Source organism: Actinocrispum wychmicini, assembly GCF_004345645.1.
GTDB lineage: Bacteria > Actinomycetota > Actinomycetes > Mycobacteriales > Pseudonocardiaceae > Kibdelosporangium > Kibdelosporangium wychmicini.
The window spans coordinates 327,255-351,658 of the sequence record NZ_SLWS01000005.1 but is presented as its reverse complement, the minus strand read 5'-3'; the positions used below and the strand labels follow the sequence as shown (position 1 = coordinate 351,658).

Below are 24,404 nucleotides of genomic sequence, written 5' to 3'. Positions count from 1 at the left end.
CTGGACCGCACTCTAGGTCAACCCTTCGATCAGGCTCGTCCAGCTGGACTTCCCGTGCCCGTCCTTGACCGCCCGCTCGTACTGGGCCTGCACGGCCTCGGGCAGCCGGGGGTCCACGCCGAGCTCCCGGCTGGCGCCGACGATATGGTCGGCGGTCGCGCCCATCATGGTCACGTTCGCCAGGTCACCGGGGTGTTCGCCGGAGTCGATGTTCCTGGCCGCGTCGGCCACGTACATCGACAACGAGTTGAAGTTGTCCACGGCGAAGGACGCGAAGTCCGCGGCCGACACCCCGGCCGCCTTGAGCAGCGCCGAAGCGTGCAGATATGACGACAACGACGTGAGGAAAATGTCGAGCTGCGCCTGATAGTAAAGCTGCGCCAACGCGTGGTCCGCGCCGAGATAATGCGCCTTGCCGAGGTGGCCGAGCAGTTCGCTGTGTACAGCGTATACATCCGCACGGCCGCTGTAGAAGATGTACGCGTGCTCGGTGCCCACGAGCGGGGCCGGAACCATCACACCACCGGCGATCAGCTCCGCTCCCCTGTCCGCCAACCACTTCGCGGCCGCCCTGGTCCTGGCCGGGGTGTCCGAGCTGAGGTTGACGATCACCTTCCCGTCGAGTTCCGCGCCGCCGAGGACGTCGTACATGGCCTGGTAGTCGGTCAGGCTCAAGACGACCAACCGGTTGGCCGCCAACGCGTCGGCGACACTGGGCGCCACCGCCGCGCCGAGCCCGTCCGCCCTGCCGGCGGTCCGGTTCCACACCGTCGTCGGATACCCGGCCGCCACGAACTTGCGAACCATTGCCTGGCCCATGGGGCCAAGGCCGATCACCGTGACCATCGTCCACCTTTCCTGAGTACTTCGATGATTCCGCCGACACTGTCGTCGCCGTGCCCGTCCGCGACCCGCTCTGCCAGCACATCTCCCAGCGGCGCCAACAGTTCCGGGCTGACGCCCTGGTCCACCGCGGTGTCGATGAGATTCGAGAAGCCCGCCGACTGCATGGCGAGATTCGACGTCACGCCAACGTTGTGGACGCCCTTGTCGACCGACGCCCCTGTGGTCGCGATCATTCCTGTCATCGCGACCAGCCAGCGCGTGAGCATCGGCGCGAACTCAGCCGCCGACAACCCTTCGCTGGCGATCAACGCGAACGCCTGCCCGATCCCCGCGAACATGCCGTACATCCCGCTGAGCAACGCGATGTCGTACAGCGAGGCGAAGCCAGGATTCGCACCGACGTAACGACTTCCCCCGAACGCGCCCAGCACCGACTCGTACGTGTCGAAGGCCGCACGGGATCCGCTGTACAGGACGAACGCACCCGGCTCCCCGATCATCGGCGGGATCGCCATGATCCCGCCGTCCAGGAAGTCCGCGTCCCGGCCAGTCACCCACTCCGCCAAGGCACGGCCCTGTGCCGGGGTGCCGGTCGTGAGATCGACCACGATCCGACCGGACAGCGAGGTGGTGGCCAGCACGTCCACAACGGACTGGTGGTCGAGCAGGCACACGATCACCAGCCGGCTCGCCTGGACGGCTTCGGCCGCGGTACCGACCTCCACCGCGCCCGCGTCCACCAGCTCGACGCCCTTGCCGGGTGACCTGTTCCACACCGTCGTCGGATGGCCCGCGGCGAGCAGTGCGGACGCCAACGCCCGCCCCATCGCGCCCAGGCCCAGCACAGTCACCGCTGGTTTGTTTTCTTCCATGTGACCAGGCTGTCGTCAGCCACGCACGGTTCGCTGGGGGTCTCCGCACGCGAAAATGTCAGTGCCCGGGGTTACTGTCGCGAATGTGCGATTCGGAGTGTTGGGGCCGTTGGCCGTGTGGACCACTGAGGGGCGCGAGGTACGCGTCCCTGAGGTGAAGGTCCGCATGCTGCTCGCCGCCCTGCTGGTCGCGGCGGGCCGGCCGGTGGCGGCGGACCGGCTGGCCGACGACCTGTGGGGCGACCGGCAGCCGGGCAACCCGACCAACACCCTGCAGACGAAGATCTCGCAGCTGCGCCGGGTCCTGGAGAAGGCCGAGCCGGGCGGGCGGGACCTGGTGGCCTATCACGCTCCTGGGTACGTGATGCGGGTCGATGTCGATGTGGCGCGGTTCCGGGATCTGGTGGCGCGGGCGAAGGAGGATCCGGGCGGGCGGGTCGCGTTGCTCGCCGAGGCGTTGGGACTGTGGCGGGGTCCGGTGCTGGCGGAGTTCGCCGACTTTCCGTTCGTCGTGCCGTTCGTGCAGCGGCTCACGGAGGAAAGACTGGTCGCGTGGGAGGAGTGGGCGTCGGCGCGGCTCGACCTCGGTGAGCACGGCGAGTTGGTGGGCGAGCTGGGCGAACTGGTGGCCGAGTATCCGTTACGGGAGCGGCTGCGCGGGCTGCAGATGCGGGCGCTTTACCTGGCGGGGCGGCAAAGTGAGGCGCTGGCGAGCTTCGCGGAGCTGCGTTCCCGGCTGGCCGACGAGTTGGGGCTGGAACCCGGCCCGGAGACCGCGTCGATACAGCAGGCGATCCTCACCCAGAGCCTGCCGGGCACGGTGCCGCGGACCACAACGCCACAGACCAACCTGCCGGCGCCGTTGACCGAACTGGTCGGCCGGGACGCGGCGATCCGGTCGGTTCGCAAGCTCGTGGCGGAGACCCGGCTGGTCACGTTGACCGGACCGGGCGGGGTCGGCAAGACGCGGCTGGCCATCGAGGTCGCCCGCCAGGTCGGCAACGCCTGGCTGGTCGAGTTCACCGGCCACGACCACATCGGCGACGACGGCGTCCGCGAGGCGACCGCGGCCGCCCTCGGCGTGCGTGACGACGACCTGCTGGACGCGTTGCGGGACCGGGAGATCCTGCTCGTTCTCGACAACTGCGAACGAGTGGTGTCGTCGGTCGCGCGGCTGGCGTCGACCCTGCTCAAGGCGGCTCCGGGACTGCGGGTGCTGGCGACCAGCCAGGAGCCGCTCGGCCTGGCCGGTGAGGTGCTGTGGAACGTGCCCGCGCTGGAGGTGCCCGAGCAGTCGACATCGGACGTCCTGGCATACAGCGCCGCGCGCCTGTTCGTGGCGCGGGCGTCGGACGCCGGATTCGTCTACACGCCGGACAAAGCAGCAGCGGTGGCCGCGATCTGCCGGCGGCTCGACGGCATCCCACTGGCCCTGGAACTGGCCGCGACCCGTGTCCGCGCGCTCGGCGTCGACCAGCTCCTGAACCGCCTGTCGGACCGGTTCCGCCTGCTGGACAACGGAAGCCGAGACGCCCCTGCCCGCCAACGGACCCTGCGGGCGATGATCGACTGGAGCTGGGACCTGCTCACCCCGCCCGCACAGGTCGTCCTGCGCCGGTTGGCCGTCCACCGAGACGGCTGCGAACTCGACGCGGCCGAAACACTGTGCGCGGCAGCCGATGTACGGCCGGAGGATGTGCTCGGGTTGCTTGCCGGCCTGGTGGATCGGTCGTTGGTCAGTTCCGGGCCGCGGTATCGGTTGCTTGAGTCTGTTGCCGCGTACTGTGTCGAGCGGCTCGCGGATGCCGGTGAGTTGGCCGAGATGCGACGGCGGCATGCCGGCTACTATGTGGAGCTTGCCGAGCGGGCGGATCCGTTGCTGCGCACGTCTTCTCAACGGGGGTGGTTGGAGCGGCTGGATGCCGAGAGTGGGAATCTGCGGCGGGCGTTGGAGACCCTGCACGATGACTCGGTGTTGGCATTGCGTCTGGTCAATGCCTTGGTGTGGTACTGGTTTCTTCGTGGGCGGCTGGGGGAGGCCCGTCGGTCGCTTCGGCAGGCGCTGGCGATTCCCGGTGATGGGCCACGGGCATACGCGACGGCGTGGTTGGCCGGGCTCGGTGTGCTCGCCGGGGAGGCGGCCGACATGGCTGGGTTCGCCGCGGCCGACGACATCGAAGACCCGGCCCAGCGGGCCAGAGCTCTCTGGTTTCTCGGCTATGTCACGGCGACCATGGGTGACCCGGGCAGCACGCGGCTGACCGACCAGGCGCTGGCTTTGTTCGAGGCCCAAGGTGATCAGTGGGGGATCGCCGCGGCGCTGGACGACCGCGTGACGCAGTGGACCGGCATGGGTGATTTCGTTGCCGCGGAACGGGATGCCGTGGTGTCGGCGAAACTGTTCGAGGAATTGGGCGAGCGATGGGGACAACTACAGTCCTCGTTCACGTTGGGCATGCTCGCGCAGGCACGCGGGGATCATGCCGAAGCCGAACGGTTACACCGCAACGGTTTACGGATGGCCGAGGAGCTGGGGCTGTGGACCGAGGTCTCGTACCAGCTGTCGTGGCTGGGGCGGGTCGCCATGAGCATGGCCGACTACCCACGGGCGTGGGAGTTGCACTCTCGAGCCATGCGGCTGGGCGCCGAGCAGGGGTTCAAGCCGGCTGAGATGTACGCGGAGACCGGGTTGGCGATGGGCGCGCGCCGCGAGGGCAGGCTTGACGTCGCCGAGAAGCACCTGCTGCACGTGCTCGAGTGGCACCGGCAGGGCGGCTTCGAAGCCGGGAGTTCGCTGATCCTGGCCGAGCTGGGATTCGTGGCCGAGTTGCGCGGGGACGCCGCCGAAGCCAGGCGCTGGCAGACCGAGGGGCTCAAGATCGCCAAGGAGAGCGGCGGGCCACGCGCCGTCGCCCTCGCGTTGGAGGGCCTCGCCGGGGTCGCCGCCCTGGAAGGGTCCACTGTGGACGCGGCGGGACTGCTGGACGAGGCCGCCCGGATCAGGGAGTCGGTGGGCCGGCCGCTCCCCCAGGCCCAGCGCGGCGACGTCGACCGGATCACCGCGACCATCGAGGCGCACCGGCGTTGACACCGCGACACACCCGCTGACCAGCCGATACTCCCCCGTTCGGGTTACGGCGACTTGCGAGTCGACCATCCCGCGACGAAAGATCGCACACGTGTTCGAATATGAGCGTGGGCGGGCCGCGACCGACGTCAGGAAGGCATCCGAGCGGTTGCGGGAACTGAGTCGCAACGCCGCACCGGGCGTGTGGCGGGTCGTCGAGGACGCCGGCACTGTCCGGCTGACGGGCCGCGAAGGCATGGACATCGCCGTGCTGCTGGGAACGTGGGCGCCCAGCACCGCGCACTACCTCACGACGGTCGCCCCGGACACCGCGTTCCTGATGGCCGAAATCCTGTGGCGCAGCCAGAGCCTGATCCGCAAAGGTGAGATGCCGTCACAGATCCAGTCCTCCCTGTCGACTCTCGCGCGGACCATCCTGGACCCCTGAAGTACTGGGGTGTTCTCACTCGCCGATGACGCCGTCGGCCAGTTCCCGGACTATGTCCAGGTGGCCGAGGTGCCGGGCGTACTCCTGGAGGACATGGAAAAGCACCCACGCCAGCGTGGGTGTCTCCGCGGCGGACTTGAACCGGCCACCGACGGCCGCGTGGTCGTCGAGTTTGGCGGACGCGGCGATCGCCCGCGATCGAGAGCACTGCTCTCGAAAAAACGCCATCACGTCGTCCACGGTCTCACCGGGTTCGACGTACCATTCGCCGTCCTTGAGCTTCTGGTCGCCCCACGGTTCGGTCACCCGCTCGCCGGCGAAACCCCACCGCATCCACCGGCGTTCCATGTACGCCAAGTGTTTCAGCAGTCCGAGCGGTGTCCATCCGGACGGCACGAAGCTGCGCCGGGCGTCCTGGTCGGACAGGCCGGAGAACTTGCGCACCACTCCGTCGCGGTAGTAGTCGAGGTACCCGGCCAGCAGGTCGGCCGGGTCATGCAGGGTCAACTCTGGTTCGGACACTGGTTCCACCGGCGTAATGGTGTCAGCAGGCGGTGAGGTCCTGCCACTGCGCGGTTGGTCCGTCGAACCGGCCAACTGGTAAGCCTGCCGCCGCCACACGGGTTCTCTGGAGGTAAACTCTCGGGGCCGATCTCCCTGTTGGAGGGGCAGAAAACTGGTCAGTTATTGGTGCTAGGCTGGCTGGGTGAAGCGGGCTGAGGTGCGCGAACGGCTGCGGACGATGATCAGGTCGCGGCAACCGGGCGACGTGTTGCCGTCCGAGCGGAACCTCAGCGAGGAACTGGGTGTGTCCCGGCCGACGCTGCGCGCGGCAATGAGCGACCTGGCCAAGGACGGCCTGCTGGTCCGGGAGCACGGCCGCGGCACGTTCACCGGCGCCCGCGATGTCGTGCACGAGTTGGCGCCGACCGCGACCGGCGGGTTCACCGGGCCGGACGGCACCGGGATCAACCGGGTGGTCCGGTTCGCCACCGAGGTCGCGGGTGCCCGCCTCGGCCGGCGCATGCGCGTCTCCCCCGGCACGGAACTGGTGCACGTCACCAGGGTGCGGGTGGTGGAGGGACATCCGATGGCGGTGGAACGCCTGGTGCTGCCGGCCGAGCTCGTGCCGGACGTGGCCCCGGCGGACTTCGAGACCGGCTCGCTCTACCAGCTGCTGCGGATGCGTTACGAGGTGATCGCCAGCAAGGCGATGCAGACCACCGAGCCCACCGTGACCGACCCGGCCGAGTCCGACCTGCTCGGTGTCCCGCTGCACGCGCCGGCGCTGCTGTTCGAACGGACCACCACGGACACGGCGGACCGTGTCATCGAGTACAGCCGCTCGATCTACCGCGGCGACCGCTACCGGATCACCACGCACCTCACGTTCGACCACTCTTATTGACCAATTGGTAAACGTTCAGGTGACCGGAAACCATGTCCCCGGCTGCCAGGACACGTCACCCCAGGCGAGCCGGTCCGCCCGGCGCGGATCCATCTCCACATGGCTGTCCTCGTCGAAGACGAACACCGGCCGGTCCGCGGAGTACCGCGGCCAGTCCGGCGACGGCACACCGGTTCTGACGAAGTCCACCCACGCCTGGTGGACCAACTCGGCGGCCCGTTCCCGGGCTGGTTCCGGCGCCGCTCCAGCCAGCTGCGGCGGAACCCGCCACACCATCGCGAGTTCCATCCCGTGCGCGCCGTCCAGAAAATGTGGCATGCCGGGCTGCGCGATGTCGATCCGGTACCGGTACACGGGCGCGTGCCGGGCTTGCGCGTCCGCCAGTCGCTGTGACGGGATGCCGAACCGCTCGTCTCCCATCGCCGCGACCGCCGCGTTGTCCTCGCCCCACGTTCGCGCGTAGGTGTCCAGAATCCTGGTATCGCCGAAGATCTCGGTGAGCACGTCGGTCGCCGGGGCGGTCGCCTCCTCGCCGAGGAACGCGGCGAACAGGGCGGCCTCGTTGCCGTTGGTGCCGATCATCAGCCGTGTCCCCGCCGCCACACCGTCATGAATCAGCGTGGTCGGCCGGTCAGGGAGCACCCGCGGGGTCGGCGTGGGCCGCCAGAGCCAGACAGCGCTCAGTCCGGTCAGGATCCGTTCCTGTGCCGCGAGAATCTCCTCGCCGGGAACCGCTCGCAGCGACCGCATGTCACGCAGGTCCAGTTCCGCCAGCAGTCGCCGGGCGACCGCCGTGCCCTGTTCGGGGCTGGCCAGGTAGTCCCCGCCGCTGCTGATGATGGCCTGGTGGAAAGTGTTGCGGCTCAACGGGCTCGCCATCAGGTTGCCCACGCTCTTGCCGCCGGCGGACACGCCGTAGACCGTGATCCGCGCCGGGTCCCCGCCGAACGCCCCGATGTTCTGCCGGACCCACCGCAACGCGGCGATCTGGTCCAGCAGGCCGCCGACCCCGGCGTCCTGCTCAGCCGGGCCGAAGATCCCGCCGAGATGGGCGACGCCCAACGCGCCGAGCCGGTAGTTGATGGTCACCACCACGATCCCGGCCCGTGCGAACGCCGCACCCTCGCTGAGCTGGTTGCCGCTGCCGGTCCGGTATCCGCCGCCGTGCACCCAGAACAGCACCGGCCAGCCGCCCGGCGGCACCGGCCCGGCCGGTGCGCAGACGTTCAGGTACAGGCAGTCCTCACTGGAGGGCGCCGGCGCGATCCCGATCTCCTCCGGCTGCAAGGACTGCGGTCCGAACGCCGTGGCCCGCCAGGTGCCCTGCCATTCCGGTGCCGGCCGCGGCGCCCGCCAGCGCAGCTCACCGACGGGCGGCTGGGCGTACGGAATCCCCCGCCACACCACGTGATCGTCCAACTGAAGCCCGCCGAGCCGACCCTGCCCGATCGTCACCACCGCCACGCGACCCAACTATAGGCAGATTCGGCTCACTTGACACCTTCCGTCAAGTACTTGACACTTGATGTCAAGGAGGTGGGCGATGGACCCGACCGGACTCGTCGAGCAGCTGATCCAGGTGATGTCGAACCGGCTGCTGGACCCGCTGGAGATCCTGCTGGAGGACCCGGTCGTGGACGTCCGGGCCCGCTGTGAGCGGGCCGCCCGGATCTGGGCGGCCCGCCTGACCGGACCCAATGCCACGTACGCGGTGGCGAGCATCATCGGCGCGCTGTACCCGAGCGACGACGTGTTCGACCCGCCCGCGGGCTGGTGGCGGACGCCGTTGGGCCGTGTGGTGTTGCGGCAGATGGGATTCCCCGGCAAAGCGGCCGTGTCGTACGCGGTCGCCGGGGAGATGCTGGGGATGACCAGGCAAGGCGTGCACGACCTAGTCACCCGCGACAAGCTCACGCGACATCCCGACGGCGGCGTCACGGTCACCTCCATCCAGGAACGCGTCCAGTTGAAGGGACCGAGAACGTGACCGATGTGCTGCTCATCCACGGAGCCGGCGGGAACTCGTCGTGTTGGGACGAGTTCGAACTCCCCGGCCGCACTGCCCACACCATCGACCTGCACAGCCCATGGACCTGGGAGTCCATGCTCGACCAGATCGAGGACCTCGGGCTGGGCAACCCGGCGGTCGTCGGCCTGTCCCTGGGCGGCGCCTTGGCGGTCCGGTGGGGCAAACGGCATCCGGAGTGCCCGGCGGTCGTCAACCTGGACGGCCACGGCTTCCCCAGCGGCTATCCCGGCCTGGCCGAGCCCGAACTGGCCGATTGGAAACGGAAGCTGACCGAGATCTTCGACCAGATGGCCACGACCATGGACCCCGACCTGCTGCCGATCCGCGAACTCGTCGACAACGAAACCGTCACCGAGCTCTACGACGGCCTGACCTGCCCGGCACTCGCCGTGGTGGCGGGCAGGCTCATGCCGCCACAGGAGCCGTTCGCCGACTTCTACACGGCGGCCCGCAAGGGTGTTCTCGCCGACCTCGCCGGCCGTGCGGACGTCGTCGAGTTCGACGCCTCACACAACATGGTCCGCGAGAAGCCACGGGAAGTGGCCGCGCTGGTCACCGAGTTTCTACTGGCGAAGGCAGCGTGAGCTGGGGCAGGATCCCCTCGATCTCCTCGCGCCGGGGCTCCAGCCACGGCGGCAGCTTCAACGCCCGGCCCAGCTCGAGCAGCGGCTCGTCGATGGCGAATCCCGGTTCGTCGGTGGCCACTTCGAGCAGAGTGCCGCCGGGCTCGCGGAAGTAGATCGACCGGAAGTACTGACGGTCCAAAATGGACGTCACGGTCACGCCCCGGTCGATCAGTTCGTCCCGCCAGAGCGCCTGGGTCTCCTCGTCCGGCGCGCGCCACGCCACGTGGTGCACGGTCCCGACCGCGACCAGACCGGGCGGCGCCTCCGGAGTCACCAGCACGTCGACCAGCGCACCGGCCCCACCCTGCCCGGCGGCGAACCGGAACCTGTTCGAGTCCGCACCGACCTGCCGCAGGCCGAGGTCGTCGACGAGCATGCCCGCCGTCGCCTCCTCCTGGTCCACCGACAGGGTCACCGAGTGCAGCCCGCGGATCGCGTGCTCCGGCGGGACGAACCCGTGGTCCCACGGCTCACGCGGGTCGCCCTGGGTGTGTGCGACGAGCGCGATGATCAGGCCGTCGGGGTCGTGGAACGTCAACACGTCCTCGTCGTCGCGGTTGACCACCTCGCTGACCTCGACCCCCGCCTCCGCCAGGTGTGACTTCCACCAGCCGATGGCGGACTCGGGCACGGAGAACGCCGTGGTGGTCGCCTGGCCGGTGCCGCGCTGGCCGAGCGGCGCGCCGCGCCACGGGAAGAACGTGAGCAACGAGCCGGGTTTGCCGGCGCTGTCGCCGTAGTAGAGGTGGTACGTGCCCGGGTCGTCGAAGTTGACGGTGGTCTTGACCAGCCGCAGGCCAAGGGCCTTGAGATAGAAGTCGACATTGCGTTGTGGGTCGCCAGCGATAGCGGTCACGTGATGGAGGCCGCTCGTCGCGATGGACATGATGACTCCTCTCGCCTCCGCCATTGTCCCCTCGTGAGCACGCTTTGGCGCGTGCTCACGAGGAGGCAGCCTCTATCGGCACAGGTTCAGCGGCGTCATCTGCGTGGCACCGTCAACGTGCCGCTCACCTTGACCAGGCCGGCGGTGCTCGCACTGGTGAACCGCAGGTCCATGGTGTCCACCACGAGCGTGAGGTGGTGACCGGCGGGCACGTCCCACGAGATCGCTTCCAACGGGAAATCGACCGTGGCCGTTCGTGCGCCTCGTATCGTGTACGGCTTGTACGTGATCAACGAGCCGATACCGAGCGCGTCCACGTCGTACAGGTACGCGAACAGCGACGTGTTCGACGCCGTGGACGTGACCGTGGCCGTCACGCGTGGCTTCCCGACGACGGTCGTGGCCGTGCGGTAGGTCGGCCCGTTCCAGATCCCCGCCAGCGCGGGCAGCACCGCCGGGATCACCACCCCGGTCGGGATCTTCAGGTAGCCCTGCAGGGCGCCGCTGAGCAGCGGGATGCCGCTGTCCGCGACCGTACCGACACCGCTGCCGAAAGTCCTGGTGGACAACGGAATCGTGTCGGTCGTGGTGGCCGCCGCGGCCAACGACGGATAGCCCGCCCACGCACTCGCGTTCGCCGACATCACCTGGACCGGCTGGGTGCGGTCGACGCCGTTGTCGACGCCGTTGAGGTAGTGGTCGAACCACTTGGTCGCCGTGTCCCACACGTCGTTCGAGAGCCCGACCGCGCCCAGCAGCTCGGCCGTGGCGTGGTCACCGCCCTGCAGCAGCATCCGCTTGGGCGTGCGCAGCTTGTCGTAGAAGTCGACCGCCTGGTTCGGCGGGAAGATGGCGTCCTCGAACGAGTTCGCGATCATGATCGCGGCCCCGTTGGCGTTCACCTGGTCAACCTTGCTCGCCGCGGACCGGGACGGCGCCAGCTGGCGGGCGTAGTCGATCTTCCCGGCCAGGAACTCGGACGTGACCCGCCGCAGGTCCGGCCCTGGTCGGCCGACCACCTGCGCCACGGCCAACAACGCGCCCCCGGACAGCAGGCTGATGGTCTGGTTCGGGTAGAGGCTGGCCTCCAGGTCCGCCCACGTGCTCATCGACGCGACGGCCTTGATCCGCCGGTCGTTCGCGGCCGCGAGCAGGCCGATGCCCGCGCCGTACGAGATCCCCGCGACGCCGACCCGGTTCACGTCGGCCTTCGCGTTCGCCACCGCCCAGTCGATCACGGCGCTGACGTCGTTGACGGTGTCCGGCCCGGCGACGTCGATCTCACCGCCGGAGTCGTAGAACCCCCGGCTGGTGTAGCTGATCACCACGTCACCGCTGGTCGTGGCGAGCTTCTGGGCCGCGCCGACGTACTCCAGGTTCGGCGCGCCCCAACTGGCCGGCATGACCAGCAGGGGGAACGGGCCGTCGCCGCGCCCGGTCGGGGTGACGACGAACCCGCGCATCGGCGTGCCGCCGGCACCGGGGATCGAATGGTAGGAGATGTCAGCGCCGAACGTGACGGCGTTGGTGGCGGGGACGGTCAGCGTGCCCGCCGCGGCTACGGCTATCAGCAGGGTCAATATCCGTGAGCTGCGCATTTACCCTCCATTGGGTGTCGCGTATCCGGCACAACGCGACACCCACCGGAGAGTTACGCACCAGTAACTTCGTTCACCCGAGTGGGTAGTGGGGCCGGCCGATGTCGATCATGGACCGGCCGTCGCGGCGTGGTCGGGCTGACGGCGCGTTGCCGGGTTGGGCAGAATGCTCGATGTGACTCTGTCGATAGACCAGCGGATCGCCGAGGAGTTGGGTGTCCGTGAAAACCAGGTGAAGGCCGCGGTCGACCTGCTCGACGGCGGCGCGACCGTGCCGTTCATCGCCCGTTACCGCAAGGAGGTGACCGGCACGCTCGACGACGCCCAGCTGCGTTCGTTGGAGGAGCGGCTGCGTTACCTGCGTGAGCTGGAGGAGCGGCGCGCGGCGATCCTGGACTCGGTGCGTTCACAGGGGAAGCTGACCGACGAGCTGGAGCAGCAGATCCTCGCCGCGGACTCCAAGGCCCGGCTGGAGGACATCTACCTGCCGTTCAAGCCCAAGCGTCGGACCAAGGCGCAGATCGCCCGCGAGGCAGGCCTCGAACCACTGGCCGAGCAGCTGCTCGCCGACCCGACACTGGACCCGCAGGCGACCGCCGCCGGGTTCGTGGACGCCGACAAGAACGTCGCCGACGTCGCGGCCGCCCTGGAAGGCGCGCGGGCGATCCTGGTCGAACGTTTCGGCGAGGACGCGGACCTGATCGGCGAGCTGCGTGAGCGCATGTGGTCGCGTGGCCGGCTGGCCTCGAAGGTCCGCGAGGGCAAGGAAGAGGACGGCGCCAAGTTCGCCGACTACTTCGAGTTCGCCGAACCGCTCACCAAACTGCCGTCCCACCGGATCCTCGCGATGTTCCGCGGCGAGAAGGAGGAGATCCTCGATCTCACCCTGAGCCCGGAGCCCGACGACGAGCCCGCGACCGGCCCGAGCGGCTACGAGATCAGCATCGCCGGCCGCTTCGGCGTGGACGACCGTGGCCGCGCGGGCGACAAATGGCTCACCGACACCGTCCGGTGGGCCTGGCGGACACGGATCCTCGTGCACCTGGGCATCGACCTGCGGATGCGACTGCGCACCGCGGCCGAGGACGAGGCTGTCCGCGTGTTCGCCGCGAACCTGCGTGACCTGCTCCTGGCGGCACCCGCGGGCACCCGCCCGACCATGGGCCTCGACCCGGGGTTCCGCACCGGCGTGAAGGTGGCCGTGGTGGACACGACCGGCAAGGTCGTCGCCACCGACACCATCTATCCGCACGAGCCGCGCCGGGCGTGGGACGAGTCGATCGCCACCCTGGCCCGCCTGGCCAAGCAGCACAACGTCGAACTGATCGCGATCGGCAACGGCACCGCGTCCCGCGAGACCGACAAACTCGCCGCTGACCTCATCAAGCTGCACGCGGACCTGCCGCTGACCAAGGTCATGGTGTCCGAGGCGGGAGCTTCGGTGTACTCCGCTTCGGCGTACGCGTCGCAGGAACTGCCGGAGCTCGACGTTTCGTTGCGTGGCGCGGTGTCCATCGCGCGACGCCTGCAGGACCCGTTGGCGGAACTGGTGAAGATCGACCCGAAGTCCATCGGCGTCGGCCAGTACCAGCACGACCTGACCGAGGGCAAGCTGTCGCGGTCCCTGGACGCGGTCGTCGAGGACTGCGTGAACGCCGTCGGTGTCGACGTGAACACGGCATCCGCGCCCCTGCTGACGCGGGTGTCCGGCATCGGCGAAGGCCTGGCTGAGAACATCGTGCTGCACCGGGACCGCAACGGGCCGTTCCGTTCCCGCAGCGCCCTGAAAGACGTGACCCGCCTGGGCCCCAAGGCTTTCGAGCAGTGCGCCGGCTTCCTCCGGATCGCCGACGGCGACGACCCGCTCGACCAGTCCAGCGTGCACCCCGAGTCCTACCCGGTGGTCCGCCGCATCCTGACCGCGACCAAAGTCGCCGGCATCCGCGAACTGATCGGCAGCCCGGCACTGAAGTCGTTGCAGCCCAAGGACTTCGTCGACACCTCGGTCGGCCTGCCGACAGTCACCGACATCCTCGCCGAACTGGACAAGCCCGGCCGTGACCCGCGTCCGGCGTTCAAAACGGCCGCGTTCGCGGACGGCGTGGAGAAGATCTCCGACCTCAAGCCGGGAATGACCCTGGAAGGTGTGGTCACGAACGTGGCCGCGTTCGGCGCGTTCGTGGACATCGGAGTGCACCAGGACGGGCTCGTGCACGTGTCCGCGATGTCCCGCACCTTCGTCAAGGACCCCCGGGACGTGGTGAAACCCGGCGACATCGTGCGCGTGAAGGTGCTCGAGGTGGACATCCCACGCAAGCGGATCGGCCTGACCCTGCGTCTCGAGGACGAACCCGGGAAACCGCAACAGCCAACGGGCAGTGGCGGCGGCGGAAACCGCCGGGACAACCGCCAAGGCAACCGCGGCGGCGGCCAACAACGCCAACGCCGAAACGAACCCGCCGCCACCGGCTCCATGGCGGACGCCCTCCGCCGAGCCGGCTTCGGCAAGAAGTAACCGTCGCGGCACGGGTCGTCGGCCGATCGCGCCGGCGACCCAGCCGCGTTACTCAATCCAGCGCGCGGTCCAATTCCTGTGTGGCAACGGATCCGGCGCGCCGAAGAACGCGTGCATGTCCTGCGACGACATGTCGCCGTCCACCATCAAGATCGACCGTTCACCCAGCCCGGCGGCCCGTAACCGCAACCCGACCTCATAAGCCAGCCCGGCGTACTCCGCGTTGGAGAACTCCCCCAGCACCCTGATGGTCAAGTCGCGAAAACTCATGACCCCCAGCCTGGCCCGCCAGCGAACACCCCCGCAAGTCACTCAAAAGTGGCCACTTTCCGGTGAAGAACAGGGAAACTCATTCAGGATTCCTGATATGGCGAGTCAGGAGATGAGATCCGCCAGGAACTCCCGATAGGGTTCCTTCATCGGCAGCTCACGCTCCTCGCGCACGCGTCGCCGCGTCGCCGTCACCGCCATTTCCCGCATGGGGTCGTATCCCGGCCGCTCGTACGTCTCCCACCACAGCCCAACGCCTCGCCGCTGCCAGGCGGGAACCTCGTTGAAGTTCACGCCGTGCCGGTACAGCAATTCGTTCTTGGCTGCCGCGTTGGCACCTTCCAGTGCCTTGGTGGCCTCTTCCCGTGACTGGCCGGCTTTGCGCAGGGTCCAATAACACCAGCCGTTGAGTGCCGAACGGTGTGCGTCGGCCTGGCGCCACGAGAAATAGTCGAGGACGTCCATCGGGCCGTTGCCGATCCAGATTCGGCTGTCGAACTGAGCGGGTTCGCCGGCCGCGTGGGTAAACGTGGCGGCGGTGATGCTCGCCGAGACGGACACGAGTTTCTCCACGCCGCGGCCGAAGATCTCGGACGACGGGTCGAGCAGGACCGAGATCTCGTCGCTCTCGGTGTACGCGTACCGGGCGCCGAACTCGGTGAGCAGCGCCCGTGCGGCTTCCGTCATCAGTTGCGAGAAGCGTAGGTCGAACGGCTTGTCGAAGCGTTGTTCGGTGAACCGGGAGAAGCTCCGTCCGTCCACCCTGAGGACCGTCCACGCGCCCGGCACCAGAACCAGCGAGTGGAACCACTCGCGGGACCGTTGGCTGGCCTCGAACTCCTCGCCGTCCACGCTGTTACCCTCCGCACACGATGACACTGTGCGTAACAGTATCGGCATTCAGGGTTACGTGGTGCCTCGGATGACAAGTTCGCCTGGGCCGACCAACCGCTGTTCTGGTATGCCCGTTTTGAGATGGTTCAGCAGGAGACGGGCGGCGAACGTACCGGCCGCGCCGTCGTCGTGGCGGATCGCCGTGACACCCGGATGGACGAGTTGGCACACGGCCGAGTCGCCCCACGCGACGACCGCGAGTTCGGTCGGAATCCGCAAGTTCAGCACGGACGCGTGCGCGACTGTCGTAGCCGCCGCCGTCTCCTCGTCGTAGATCAGCGCCGACGGCCGGTCCGGTCTGGCCAGCAACGCCCGCGTGGCCTGCAGGTCCCCACCGGTCGCCACGGGCACGACGCCAAGTAGCTCCTGGGACACCTGCCACAGCGCCTCTCTGCGATGCGCGTTGCGGCAGAGCTCGGCGCGTCCGGCGACATGCCCCAGTTTCCGGTGGCCGCGTTCGATCAGGTGCTCGACCGCCCGCCGGCATTCCGTCACGGGGTCGTCGACGACGGCGGACATGTCCGGCGCATGGGCTCCGACGAGCACCGCGGGCACGTTGAGCTTGCGCAGCAACGGAATCCTGGGATCGTCGGACCTTGGGTCGATCACCAGCACGCCGTCCACCCGCCGGGCGGCCCACCAGTCACGGTACGTCTCCGCCTCGGCCTCGGTGTCCCGCACGATCGCGACCTGCAGCGCCACACCGTCGACAGCGAGTTCCCGCTCGATCCCCTCGACCATCGCCCACGGCGCCGGCCCGGCGACCACCAGACCGACGACACCGGCGCGCTCCGCGGACAACGCGAGTGCGGCGGTGTTCGCCCGCCACCCCAACGCGTGCGCGATCCGGGAGACCCGTTCCCGCGTCTCCTCGGACACCCCGGGCCTGCCGTTGAGCGCGTAGGACACCGCGGCCTTGGACACCCCCGCGCGTCGGGCGATGTCACCTATCGTCGGTCTCTTCATGGCAGCTTCCATCCTGTAACGAGCCGCCCGAGAAATACACCCGACTGAGGGACCGAACCCAGCTCAGACCGCACAACCAAGGCCGATTCCCACCACCTACCCAGAAAAACTGTCAGACCCCCACGGCAAGCTGGACCCACAAAGCCCGACCAGCGGCTTACGCACCAGAAACAGGAGCAAGTCATGGGAATGTTGGACTGCAAGGCGGATGTGTATGCCAACGGCCGTCAGTACACCGTCCGGGCGACCACGCTGCCGCCGGCCGGAGAGCTCGGTGAGCGAATAGAAGTGTCCGTCGGCGGCACCGACATGGAAGGCCTGCCAAGCGCGTCCGGCGCATTCACCCTGCCGCCGGACGGCCTCGCGGCGGTGGGCCGGCTGCTGCACCAGGTCATGACCGGAGTGTCCACATTGAACGGACGGCCGACAACGACCGGCGCGTCCAACGCACAAGCGCCCTGGACCACCAAGCAGGACGAAGAGCTGATGGAACTGTGGCTCGCCGCGGGCGACACCCACTCGGCCACCACCGTCCGGCGCGAACTGGCCACCCACTTCGGCCGGTCACTCGGCTCCATCAGGGCCCGCCTCCTCAAAATCGGAGCAAACCCGGACGCCCCCGGCCACGCGTTCATCCCCACCGAGGAACGCCCACCGCCCCACCCAAACCCCAGCACCACCTGACCACCGCCCCCAACCTGACAGCGGCCCCACTCAGAATCCGGTGCTGCCGAAAGACTCCCAACCATCGCCACCAACCCACCGTTCCGCGATCGGCTTCGCCCGCCCCACATCCGGTGCCCCGAAGCCGACGCGGCAACGGCGGCAACATCCCCAGCGCCCAACCACCCCACCCAGCACAGCCAGACGTCCCCGACGCCCCAGCAAGAAACGAAGACGCCAACCGCTGTCACCAACAACAGCGAGCCCATCCGACAACCCCAACCCCAATGCCACGCAAAGCCAACCCCACGCGGCCGACCTGAACCGCGCCAACACCCTGCCCAACACGCTCACCACCCCACCCAACACCAACCCACACAGTGGCAACGCCACGCAGCAGCCACCCACCCAAACAACCACCCGCCAACCAACCCAACCAACCCGGAGCCGGAGCCGGAGCCGGAGCCGGAGCCGGAGCCGGAGCCGGAGCGACGATCACCCTCAACCGAACCCGACCCAACGGTCAACCTCAACCCCGCAACCACCCAGGCCCAACAGCCAACCCACACGACAACCCACACGACGACCAACCCACCGCGACCACCAACCAGCACAGCGGCCGACCCAACGCCGCAGCAACCAACGCGACAGCCAACCCAACACCGCGGCAACCAGCACAGCGGCCAACCCAACGCCGCAGCAACCAACGCGACAGCCAACCCGCCGCGGTTCAGACCAACCCGGCCATCGCCAACCGCCACCAAACGATCACCCCATCCAAACAACCCGACCCGACCCAATGTTCAACCCCAGCCCGACAACCACTCTGACCCCACAACCAACCCGCACGACAACCAACCGCCCCAACCACCAACCGACTCACCCCGAGGATCAACCCAGCCGCCCCACCAACTCACCAACTCACCAACTCACCAACTCACCAACTCACCAACTCACCAACTCACCGCGAGGATCAACCGAGCCCCGCGACCCGCGCAACAAGCACTCACCTGAACAAGCCCAACCCAATCTTCACCCCACCCCAGAAACCTCCCGCCCCTCACCCAATTCGCACGACAACCACCAACGCGGTGACCAACCGGCACAACAACCAACCTGGCGGCCACCAACCCCACCCAACAAAGCAACCGCCTTTGACAGCCAACCACCCCAACAAGCAATCCACCTGACAGCCAACCACCCGACCCAGCGACCAATCCACTGCGACGACCAACCGACCACTGCCACCCCACCCACTCAAACAATCAACCCAACCCCACAGCCGGACCCACAGGACAACCAACCAACGCATTGGCCTACCCGACAGACACCAACCAGCCCAACAGCCAACCCACAACAGCCCAACCCTCACGACGGTCAATCAGCAAGGCGACCAAACCCGGCACGGTGGGCAACTCAGCACGAAGATCAAGTCGGCCCCAACGATCAAGCCAGCCGTCGGCATCGGCATCGGCATCGGCATCGGCCCGCGGTCGGCGGCCCAGCCCCAACCGTCAACCACCGTGGCCGTCGCCCCCGACCCAATGTCAGCTCGGCACAACTACCAACCTCGGCAACCACCAACTCGGCCCCACCCACCAACCGTCCACCGTCAACCCGACCCAACCACGAACCGCCAACCCGGCCAACCTGGCGACCCATCAACCTGGCCAACCACCAAACCCAGCCACCATCAACCCCGCCAAACCCGCCGACCCACCGCCCCGCCGAACGACCAAACCCGCCGACCTGCCGACCTGCCGACCTGCCGACCCCATCAAACTCACCAACCCGCCGACCCATCAAACCCGGCGCCGTCAACCCGCCCAACGGCCAATCCGGCCCAACAGCCAACCAGCGCAGCACCCAACCAGGCGGGCGCCCAGCCAGACGGCGCCCAACCATCCCAGCCGAACGACCAGCCCACCGCGATGACCAACCCGCACCCACCACCCACCGACCCGATCCCGCCCAACGGTCACCCTTACCCCAACAACCCCATCAACCCAGCCCAATGGTCAACCTCAACTCAGCAACCACCCCGATCCCACAGGCAAGCCACGGCAGCCACACAAAACAACGACCATCCAGCACAAGGGCCGGGCCAACGCGGCGGTCGCCATCGCAGCATGGTCGGCAACCCGGCACAACTTTCACCAGTAAGGCAGCTGATCTGGCAGTCGCCGGCCCCCAGTCCACTTGTCGGCCGGTGTCAGCGCTTCTACCAGCACCGTTGGAGGTGACTTATTGACGAAACGTGGTTTTATATGGTGACGTATTCGCTCACTTGGCTGGTTATGCTGCATCCCGCCTGTCCGTGGGGAGAGAAGCGAGATTGTGAAGTTCGGTGTGCTCGGTCCGTTGGCTGTCGTTGGGAGCGGCGGCGAGGTTCGATTACGTGGCGAGCATCAGCGTGCTCTGCTGGCCATGTTGGTGTTCCACGCCAACAGGATGGTCACGACCGATGGGTTGGTGGGGGCGTTGTGGGCGGAGTTGCCGCCGAAGTCGTACGCGTCGAACCTGCACACTTATGTGTCCAGGTTGCGGGCGAGGTTGCCGGGGGTTCGGATCGACCATGCCGGGCGGGGTTATCGGTTGCTTGTGGCGACTGAGGATGTCGACCTTCTTGTCTTTCGTGAGCAGGCCGCTGCTGGGCGGACTGCCGCGCGGGCGGGTCAGCCGGACCGGGCTGCTGTGCACCTGCGGCGGGCGTTGGCTTTGTGGCGGGGGCATCCGTTGGGCGACATGCATGTTCCCGCGCTCGAGGCTGACGTGGCTCGGTTGGAGTCGGAACGGCTCGCGGTGTTCGAGGACTGTGCGGACGCTGAGTTGGCGGTGGGTAGGCATGTGGAGTTGGCTGCGGAGCTGCAGGCCATGGTGGTCGAGCATCCGCTGCGGGAACGGTTGGCCGGGCAGTTGATGCTGGCGTTGCGGCATTCCGGTCGGCAGGCGGAGGCGTTGGAGGTCTACCGGGCCACCCGGGCGACGCTCATCGACGAGTTGGGGGTTGAGCCTGGGGCCGCGCTGCGGCGGTTGCACGAGTCGATGCTGCGGGGTGAGGCCGATGTCCCGGTGCCGAGGCCGACGTGGCCGATCTGCCAGCTGCCGGCGGTCGCGGCGGACTTCTCCGGGCGTGTCGACTACCTCAGTGAGGTGACCGGTCTGCTCAACCCTGGTGGGCACGGCGTTCCCGTTGTCGTCCTCAGCGGCGACCCCGGCGCGGGCAAGACGACGCTGTCCATCCACGTCGCGCACCAGCTTCGGTCGGTGTACCCGGACGCCCAACTGTTCGTGCCGCTGTCCGGCGCGGACGCACCGAGGGACACCGGGGCGGTGCTGGCGGACCTGTTGCGCGGGTTGGGAGTCAGCGGCCCGGCGGTCCCGGACGACCCGCAGGCGCGGGCGGCGGCCTACCGTGGCCTGCTGACCGACCGGAAGGTCCTGGTGGTCCTGGACGACGCCGCCGATCCGGCGCAGGTGCGGGCGCTGCTGCCCGGTACGCCGGGGTGTGCGGTGCTGATCACCAGTCGGCGTCGGCTGAGTGGGTTGGCCGGGGCGAGCCGGGTGATCGTCGGCCCGTTCAGCGACGACGAGGCGATGCACGCGCTGGAGCGGATCGTCGGCCGGGCGCGGGTGGCCGACGAGCGACCGGACGCGGCCCGGATCGCCGCCGCGTGCGGAAATCTGCCGCTGGCGCTGCGGATCGCCGGGACGCGGCTGGCGATTCGGCCGACCTTGCCGTTGGGTGTGTTGGCCGACCGGTTGGAGGACGAAGGGCGGCGACTCGACGAGCTGGCCGTGAGCGACCTCCAGGTGCGTGCGAGCTTGACGCTCAGCTACGCCTCGCTCAGCGAGCCGACACGGGCGGCGCTGCGGCGGTTGGGGAACATCGACATCGTCGACCTGCCCGAGTGGTGGATCGTCACCTTGCTGGGTGCCGAAGCCGCCGACGACGCGGTGGAGGACCTGGTGGAGTCCGGGCTGCTCGACCCCACCGGCACGGACGAGACCGGCGAGCCGCGATACCGGATGCACAGCCTGGTCCGGTTGTTCGCGATGGAACGGGCGCGGGCCGAGGACGACCAGGCGGCACGGATGGCCGACGGCGAGTTGATCATCGACGCGATGGTGGGCATCGCGGACGTGGCCGCGCGGCAGCTGCCGTGGACGGTTCCGTTGCCTCGGCTGGGTGCCCTGCCGAGACCGCAGCCTTTGCCGCCGGCGTGGGTGCGGCGACTGACCGCGAACCCGGGGGCGTGGTTCGCCGCCGAGCGGATGAACCTGCTGACCGCTCTGTCCAAAGTGGCCGATTGGGGCTGGGCGGCCGAGGCGATGATGCTGATGGACAGGCTGTCGGTCTACCTGTGGTTCCACGGCCAGTACGCGGACATGCGCCTCGGCTACCAGGCTCTCGCCGACAACCCGGATCGCCGGGTGGCGGCACGCGCCAGGTCGGTGCTCGCGTTGCTTCGCCATGCGCGCGGCAACTACGAGCAGGCCATCGAGGAGTATCGCGGATGTGCGGCGGAACTGGCCGACTTGGGCGAGGGCGAGGCGCTGGGGTGGGTGCACAACAACCTCGCGGCGTGCCTGATCGCCGTCGGCTCGCCTGACGAATCGGTCGCGTTGGCGACCACGGCTCGTGCGCGGCTGCGGGACGACAGGTTCGCGCTCGGTTCGGTTCTGCACATCCAAGCCGCGGCGTTGAGCAGGCAGGGTCGGATCGCCGAGTCGAACGGAATCGAGGCGGAGGCGCTTGACCTGGCGAGGGCACATGGCGAGCCCCGGCAACTGGCGATGGCGCTGCACGACCGGGCGTGGGGTTACGTGCTGGCCAAGGACGACCTGGCCAGGGCTCTGGACCTGACCGAGGAAGCGATCGCGTTGCTCCGCAAGGTCGGTTCACCGTCGGCTTTGGCGAAGGTGTTGCGCACGTCGGGCGCTGTCCGCGCCGGGCTCGATGACCGCGACGGGTCGTTACGGGCGTTCCGGGAGGCCAGGGAAATCGCCCGGGATCTCGGTGAACGACCTCGTGAACTGTCGTGCACCCGGGCGATCGCGGCCGCGTGGATCGGCGACGGCCGGCCCGGCGAGGCGATTCCGGCGCTGCGGACGTGTCTTCAGGAGTACCGCGCGATGGGAAGCACGTCAGCGACCGTGATCACGTTGCATCTGCTGGCGGCCGCGTACGACGCGACGGGCGACCCCCGAGCGGCGAACGCGTCCCGGGACGAGGCCGAGCGGATCGGCGACCCACGGGACGGCAACTCGTCGACACTGCTCAGAATGCTGCTGAACTTGGCCGTACCAAAGGCAAACGGGGGCCGGGCACTCCCCTGATGTGCCCGGACCCCGAGACTGTGGTGCGATGTCAGGCCTTCAGGGCCTTGGCGTAGCGGCCGTTCGGGCCGAGCCACGTCGTCACGATGGAGACGATCGCGCCCAGCGTGGCGACGGCGCCGAGGACCATCATCAGCGTGGTGTTCACGTCCAGCAGGACGAAGCCGGACATGCCCAGGGTCAGCGCGGCGAAGATGGTCACCAGGACCCGCGCCCAGGTCGCCGCCTTGGTCATGAGGAGTCCGAACAGCAGCATCCCGACACCGAAGACAAGCAGGATGAAGGCCCGCCCCTGCAGGGTGCTCTGCATCTGCGTGGCGGCCTCCTTGATGACCTGGTTGTTGAGGTCCGCGCCGAGGTCGAGGTTGAGGATGTCCAAGCCCTTGGCGGCCAGCTTCGCGGCCAGGTCCATGCCCCCGGTCAGCATCACGACGGCGTTCACGACCTCCGCCAGTCCGACGACGACGGCGATCAGGACCGCGGCCTTCAGGGTGCCCGGCCGCACAGGAGCGGCGCCGGTGCGATTGCCCTGGGCAGGAGTGGTCGGGTATGTGCTCACGTCCGTGGTTCTCCCTCTGATCCGCGTGGTTACGGGCGACAAATCGGGGGTCACCCAGGCGCAGAACAGTAGGAACACCGGCCACACGGAACAAACACACGGTTTAGGACGACTGTGTGGCGATGAGCTCGCACGGCAGGTGCATCACCACGACGGTCGGACCGCCCATCGGGCTGCTCACCACCAGAGTGCCATCGAATGCCGCCAGGCGCCGCTCGATGCCACGCAAACCCGTTCCACCTGAGGGATCGGCGCCGCCTCTGCCGTCGTCGCCGACGAGGATGGTGAGCCGTCCGTCCGCATAGTCCAGTCGGATCCAGGCCTTGCTGGCGCCGGCGTGTTTGGCCACATTGGTCAACGTCTCGGCGACCGCGAAGTACGCGGCGGACTCCACGGGCGCGGACAACCGCCCGGGAATGTCGATCTCCACGTCGGTCGCCAACGGGTGGGAGAGCACCAGAGCGTGGATCGCCCCGTCCAGGCCGCGGTCGGCGAGCACCGGCGGGTGAATGCCCCGCACCAGGTCGCGCAGCTCGGCCAGGGCCTGTGAGCTGGCCGCCCGAGCCTCGGCGAGCAGTTCCCGCGCGGCCGCCGGGTCCCGTGCGACGGTCTCCTCGGCCATGCCGAGGCTCATCCCGAGCGCGACCAGCCGCGCCTGGGCGCCGTCGTGCAGGTCGCGTTCGATCCGCCGGAGTTCGGCCGCCTGGGTGTCCACCGTGTCCGCACGGGACTCGGTCAGCTGCTGCACCCGGTTGGCCAGCCGGGCCCGCTCGGTGGGTGCCAGCAGCCACCTGGTCATCTGGGCCTGCGTCCGCATCAGGTGCGGGCCGCCCCACCACCACAGTGCGAGGTAGATCACGCCGAGGGTGCCGCCGTAGATCAGGGCGGTCTCGGTCGAGTCGACCGACAGGAACCCGACCAGGTTCAAGTTCGCGTCGGCCGGCAGCGCCCACCACCAGGCCACCAGCGTGACGTGCCCGATCCCGCCGATCAGCAGCCCGACCTGGACGAACACCAGGGCTATGCCGGCGGACGTCTGGACGTACATGAACGCCACGTCACGCCAGGTCGCCGGGTCCTTGAGCAGGTCGAACACCCGGATGACCAGCCCGCTGTCCGCCCGGCGGGACCGGTACGGCCGCTCGATCTCCTCGCCGAGCACCCACCCGGCCCGGCGCCGGTGGAAGTTCATGAACCGGCGGACCACCGTGGTGACCGCGATCACCATGGGGAACCCGATCCACAACGGGATGAACCCCACGGCCAGCGAGAACAGCACCATCAGCACGTACGCGGGCACCTCGAGCCCGATGAGTGCGAGGCCCCACCCGAACAACTGCCAACGGGTGTGGGTCGGGCGTACGGCGACTGCGGTCATACCGCCATTCTGACCTGTCCGCGGCCGCTGGCCAGTGGA

The 24,404-nt window shown here is 68.6% G+C and carries 19 protein-coding genes; 8 read left to right on the top strand and 11 right to left on the bottom strand.

Features of this window, described 5'->3' with window-relative positions; translation table 11 throughout:
• Positions 1–12 precede the first annotated feature (12 nt).
• Together EV192_RS23615 and EV192_RS23610 are read right to left on the bottom strand one after the other, a co-directional pair.
• Positions 13–846: an NAD(P)-dependent oxidoreductase gene (locus EV192_RS23615; RefSeq protein WP_132118896.1), complete on the bottom strand. Its 834-nt coding sequence runs from the start codon at positions 844–846 to the stop codon at positions 13–15.
• Positions 834–1,718, bottom strand: coding sequence for an NAD(P)-dependent oxidoreductase (locus tag EV192_RS23610; RefSeq protein ID WP_132118894.1), 885 nt, complete (start codon positions 1,716–1,718; stop codon positions 834–836). The genes EV192_RS23615 and EV192_RS23610 overlap by 13 nt, the downstream gene beginning before the upstream one ends.
• Before the next feature lie 85 nt (positions 1,719–1,803).
• Between EV192_RS23610 and EV192_RS23605 the strand changes: the two genes are divergently transcribed.
• On the top strand, positions 1,804–4,806 hold the full coding sequence (locus tag EV192_RS23605; RefSeq protein WP_132118892.1) for an AfsR/SARP family transcriptional regulator: 3,003 nt from the start codon (positions 1,804–1,806) through the stop codon (positions 4,804–4,806).
• A gap of 91 nt (positions 4,807–4,897) precedes the next feature.
• The gene (locus EV192_RS23600) at positions 4,898–5,233 is read left to right on the top strand and encodes a hypothetical protein (protein ID WP_132118890.1); all 336 of its coding nucleotides are present in this window, start codon (positions 4,898–4,900) and stop codon (positions 5,231–5,233) included.
• Between the two features lie 15 nt (positions 5,234–5,248).
• Here the strand turns inward: EV192_RS23600 and EV192_RS23595 are convergent, their stop codons facing one another.
• A complete protein-coding gene (locus EV192_RS23595; RefSeq protein ID WP_207926201.1) occupies positions 5,249–5,764 on the bottom strand; it encodes a DinB family protein in 516 nt (171 codons plus the stop codon).
• Between the two features lie 175 nt (positions 5,765–5,939).
• On the opposite strand from EV192_RS23595, the gene EV192_RS23590 reads away from it, so the two are divergent.
• Complete coding sequence (locus EV192_RS23590) at positions 5,940–6,641, top strand: GntR family transcriptional regulator (RefSeq protein ID WP_132118888.1); 702 nt, start codon at positions 5,940–5,942, stop codon at positions 6,639–6,641.
• Between the two features lie 15 nt (positions 6,642–6,656).
• On the opposite strand, the gene EV192_RS23585 is transcribed toward EV192_RS23590, so the two are convergent.
• A complete protein-coding gene (locus EV192_RS23585; protein WP_243727021.1) occupies positions 6,657–8,105 on the bottom strand; it encodes a carboxylesterase/lipase family protein in 1,449 nt (482 codons plus the stop codon).
• Between the two features lie 79 nt (positions 8,106–8,184).
• Here EV192_RS23585 and EV192_RS23580 point away from each other — a divergent pair, with 79 nt between their 5' ends.
• A complete protein-coding gene (locus tag EV192_RS23580; protein ID WP_165960562.1) occupies positions 8,185–8,628 on the top strand; it encodes a hypothetical protein in 444 nt (147 codons plus the stop codon).
• Entirely contained in the window at positions 8,625–9,254 is a 630-nt protein-coding gene (locus tag EV192_RS23575; RefSeq protein ID WP_132118883.1) for an alpha/beta fold hydrolase, read from the top strand. Before EV192_RS23580 ends, EV192_RS23575 begins: the two co-directional genes overlap by 4 nt.
• Here the strand turns inward: EV192_RS23575 and EV192_RS23570 are convergent.
• Positions 9,223–10,182, bottom strand: coding sequence for a ring-cleaving dioxygenase (locus tag EV192_RS23570; RefSeq protein WP_132118882.1), 960 nt, complete (start codon positions 10,180–10,182; stop codon positions 9,223–9,225). The genes EV192_RS23575 and EV192_RS23570 overlap by 32 nt on opposite strands.
• A 95-nt stretch (positions 10,183–10,277) precedes the next feature.
• Positions 10,278–11,780 (bottom strand): CocE/NonD family hydrolase, encoded by a 1,503-nt coding sequence (locus EV192_RS23565; RefSeq protein ID WP_132118880.1) that lies wholly within the window; start codon positions 11,778–11,780, stop codon positions 10,278–10,280.
• 175 nt (positions 11,781–11,955) lie between these two features.
• On the opposite strand from EV192_RS23565, the gene EV192_RS23560 reads away from it, so the two are divergent.
• Positions 11,956–14,295 (top strand): Tex family protein, encoded by a 2,340-nt coding sequence (locus EV192_RS23560; protein ID WP_132118878.1) that lies wholly within the window; start codon positions 11,956–11,958, stop codon positions 14,293–14,295.
• Between the two features lie 48 nt (positions 14,296–14,343).
• On the opposite strand, the gene EV192_RS23555 is transcribed toward EV192_RS23560, so the two are convergent.
• The 3 genes from EV192_RS23555 to EV192_RS23545 form a co-directional block, all read right to left on the bottom strand.
• Entirely contained in the window at positions 14,344–14,565 is a 222-nt protein-coding gene (locus EV192_RS23555) for a hypothetical protein (protein ID WP_132118876.1), read from the bottom strand.
• Positions 14,566–14,670: 105 nt separating this feature from the next.
• Positions 14,671–15,417, bottom strand: a complete 747-nt coding sequence (locus EV192_RS23550) for a tRNA(His) guanylyltransferase Thg1 family protein (RefSeq protein WP_207926200.1) — start codon at positions 15,415–15,417, stop codon at positions 14,671–14,673.
• 54 nt (positions 15,418–15,471) lie between these two features.
• Positions 15,472–16,425, bottom strand: coding sequence for a LacI family DNA-binding transcriptional regulator (locus EV192_RS23545; protein ID WP_165960560.1), 954 nt, complete (start codon positions 16,423–16,425; stop codon positions 15,472–15,474).
• 183 nt (positions 16,426–16,608) lie between these two features.
• On the opposite strand from EV192_RS23545, the gene EV192_RS23540 reads away from it, so the two are divergent.
• Positions 16,609–17,109 carry a hypothetical protein gene (locus tag EV192_RS23540; RefSeq protein WP_132118870.1) on the top strand — a complete coding sequence of 167 codons (501 nt, stop codon included), beginning with the start codon at positions 16,609–16,611 and terminating at the stop codon, positions 17,107–17,109.
• Between the two features lie 2,316 nt (positions 17,110–19,425).
• The gene (locus tag EV192_RS23530; RefSeq protein WP_243727020.1) at positions 19,426–22,428 is read left to right on the top strand and encodes an AfsR/SARP family transcriptional regulator; all 3,003 of its coding nucleotides are present in this window, start codon (positions 19,426–19,428) and stop codon (positions 22,426–22,428) included.
• A gap of 31 nt (positions 22,429–22,459) precedes the next feature.
• Here the strand turns inward: EV192_RS23530 and EV192_RS23525 are convergent, their stop codons facing one another.
• Positions 22,460–22,987, bottom strand: a complete 528-nt coding sequence (locus EV192_RS23525; protein WP_132118864.1) for a hypothetical protein — start codon at positions 22,985–22,987, stop codon at positions 22,460–22,462.
• Between the two features lie 103 nt (positions 22,988–23,090).
• Entirely contained in the window at positions 23,091–24,365 is a 1,275-nt protein-coding gene (locus EV192_RS23520; protein ID WP_132118862.1) for a sensor histidine kinase, read from the bottom strand.
• Positions 24,366–24,404 lie beyond the last annotated feature (39 nt).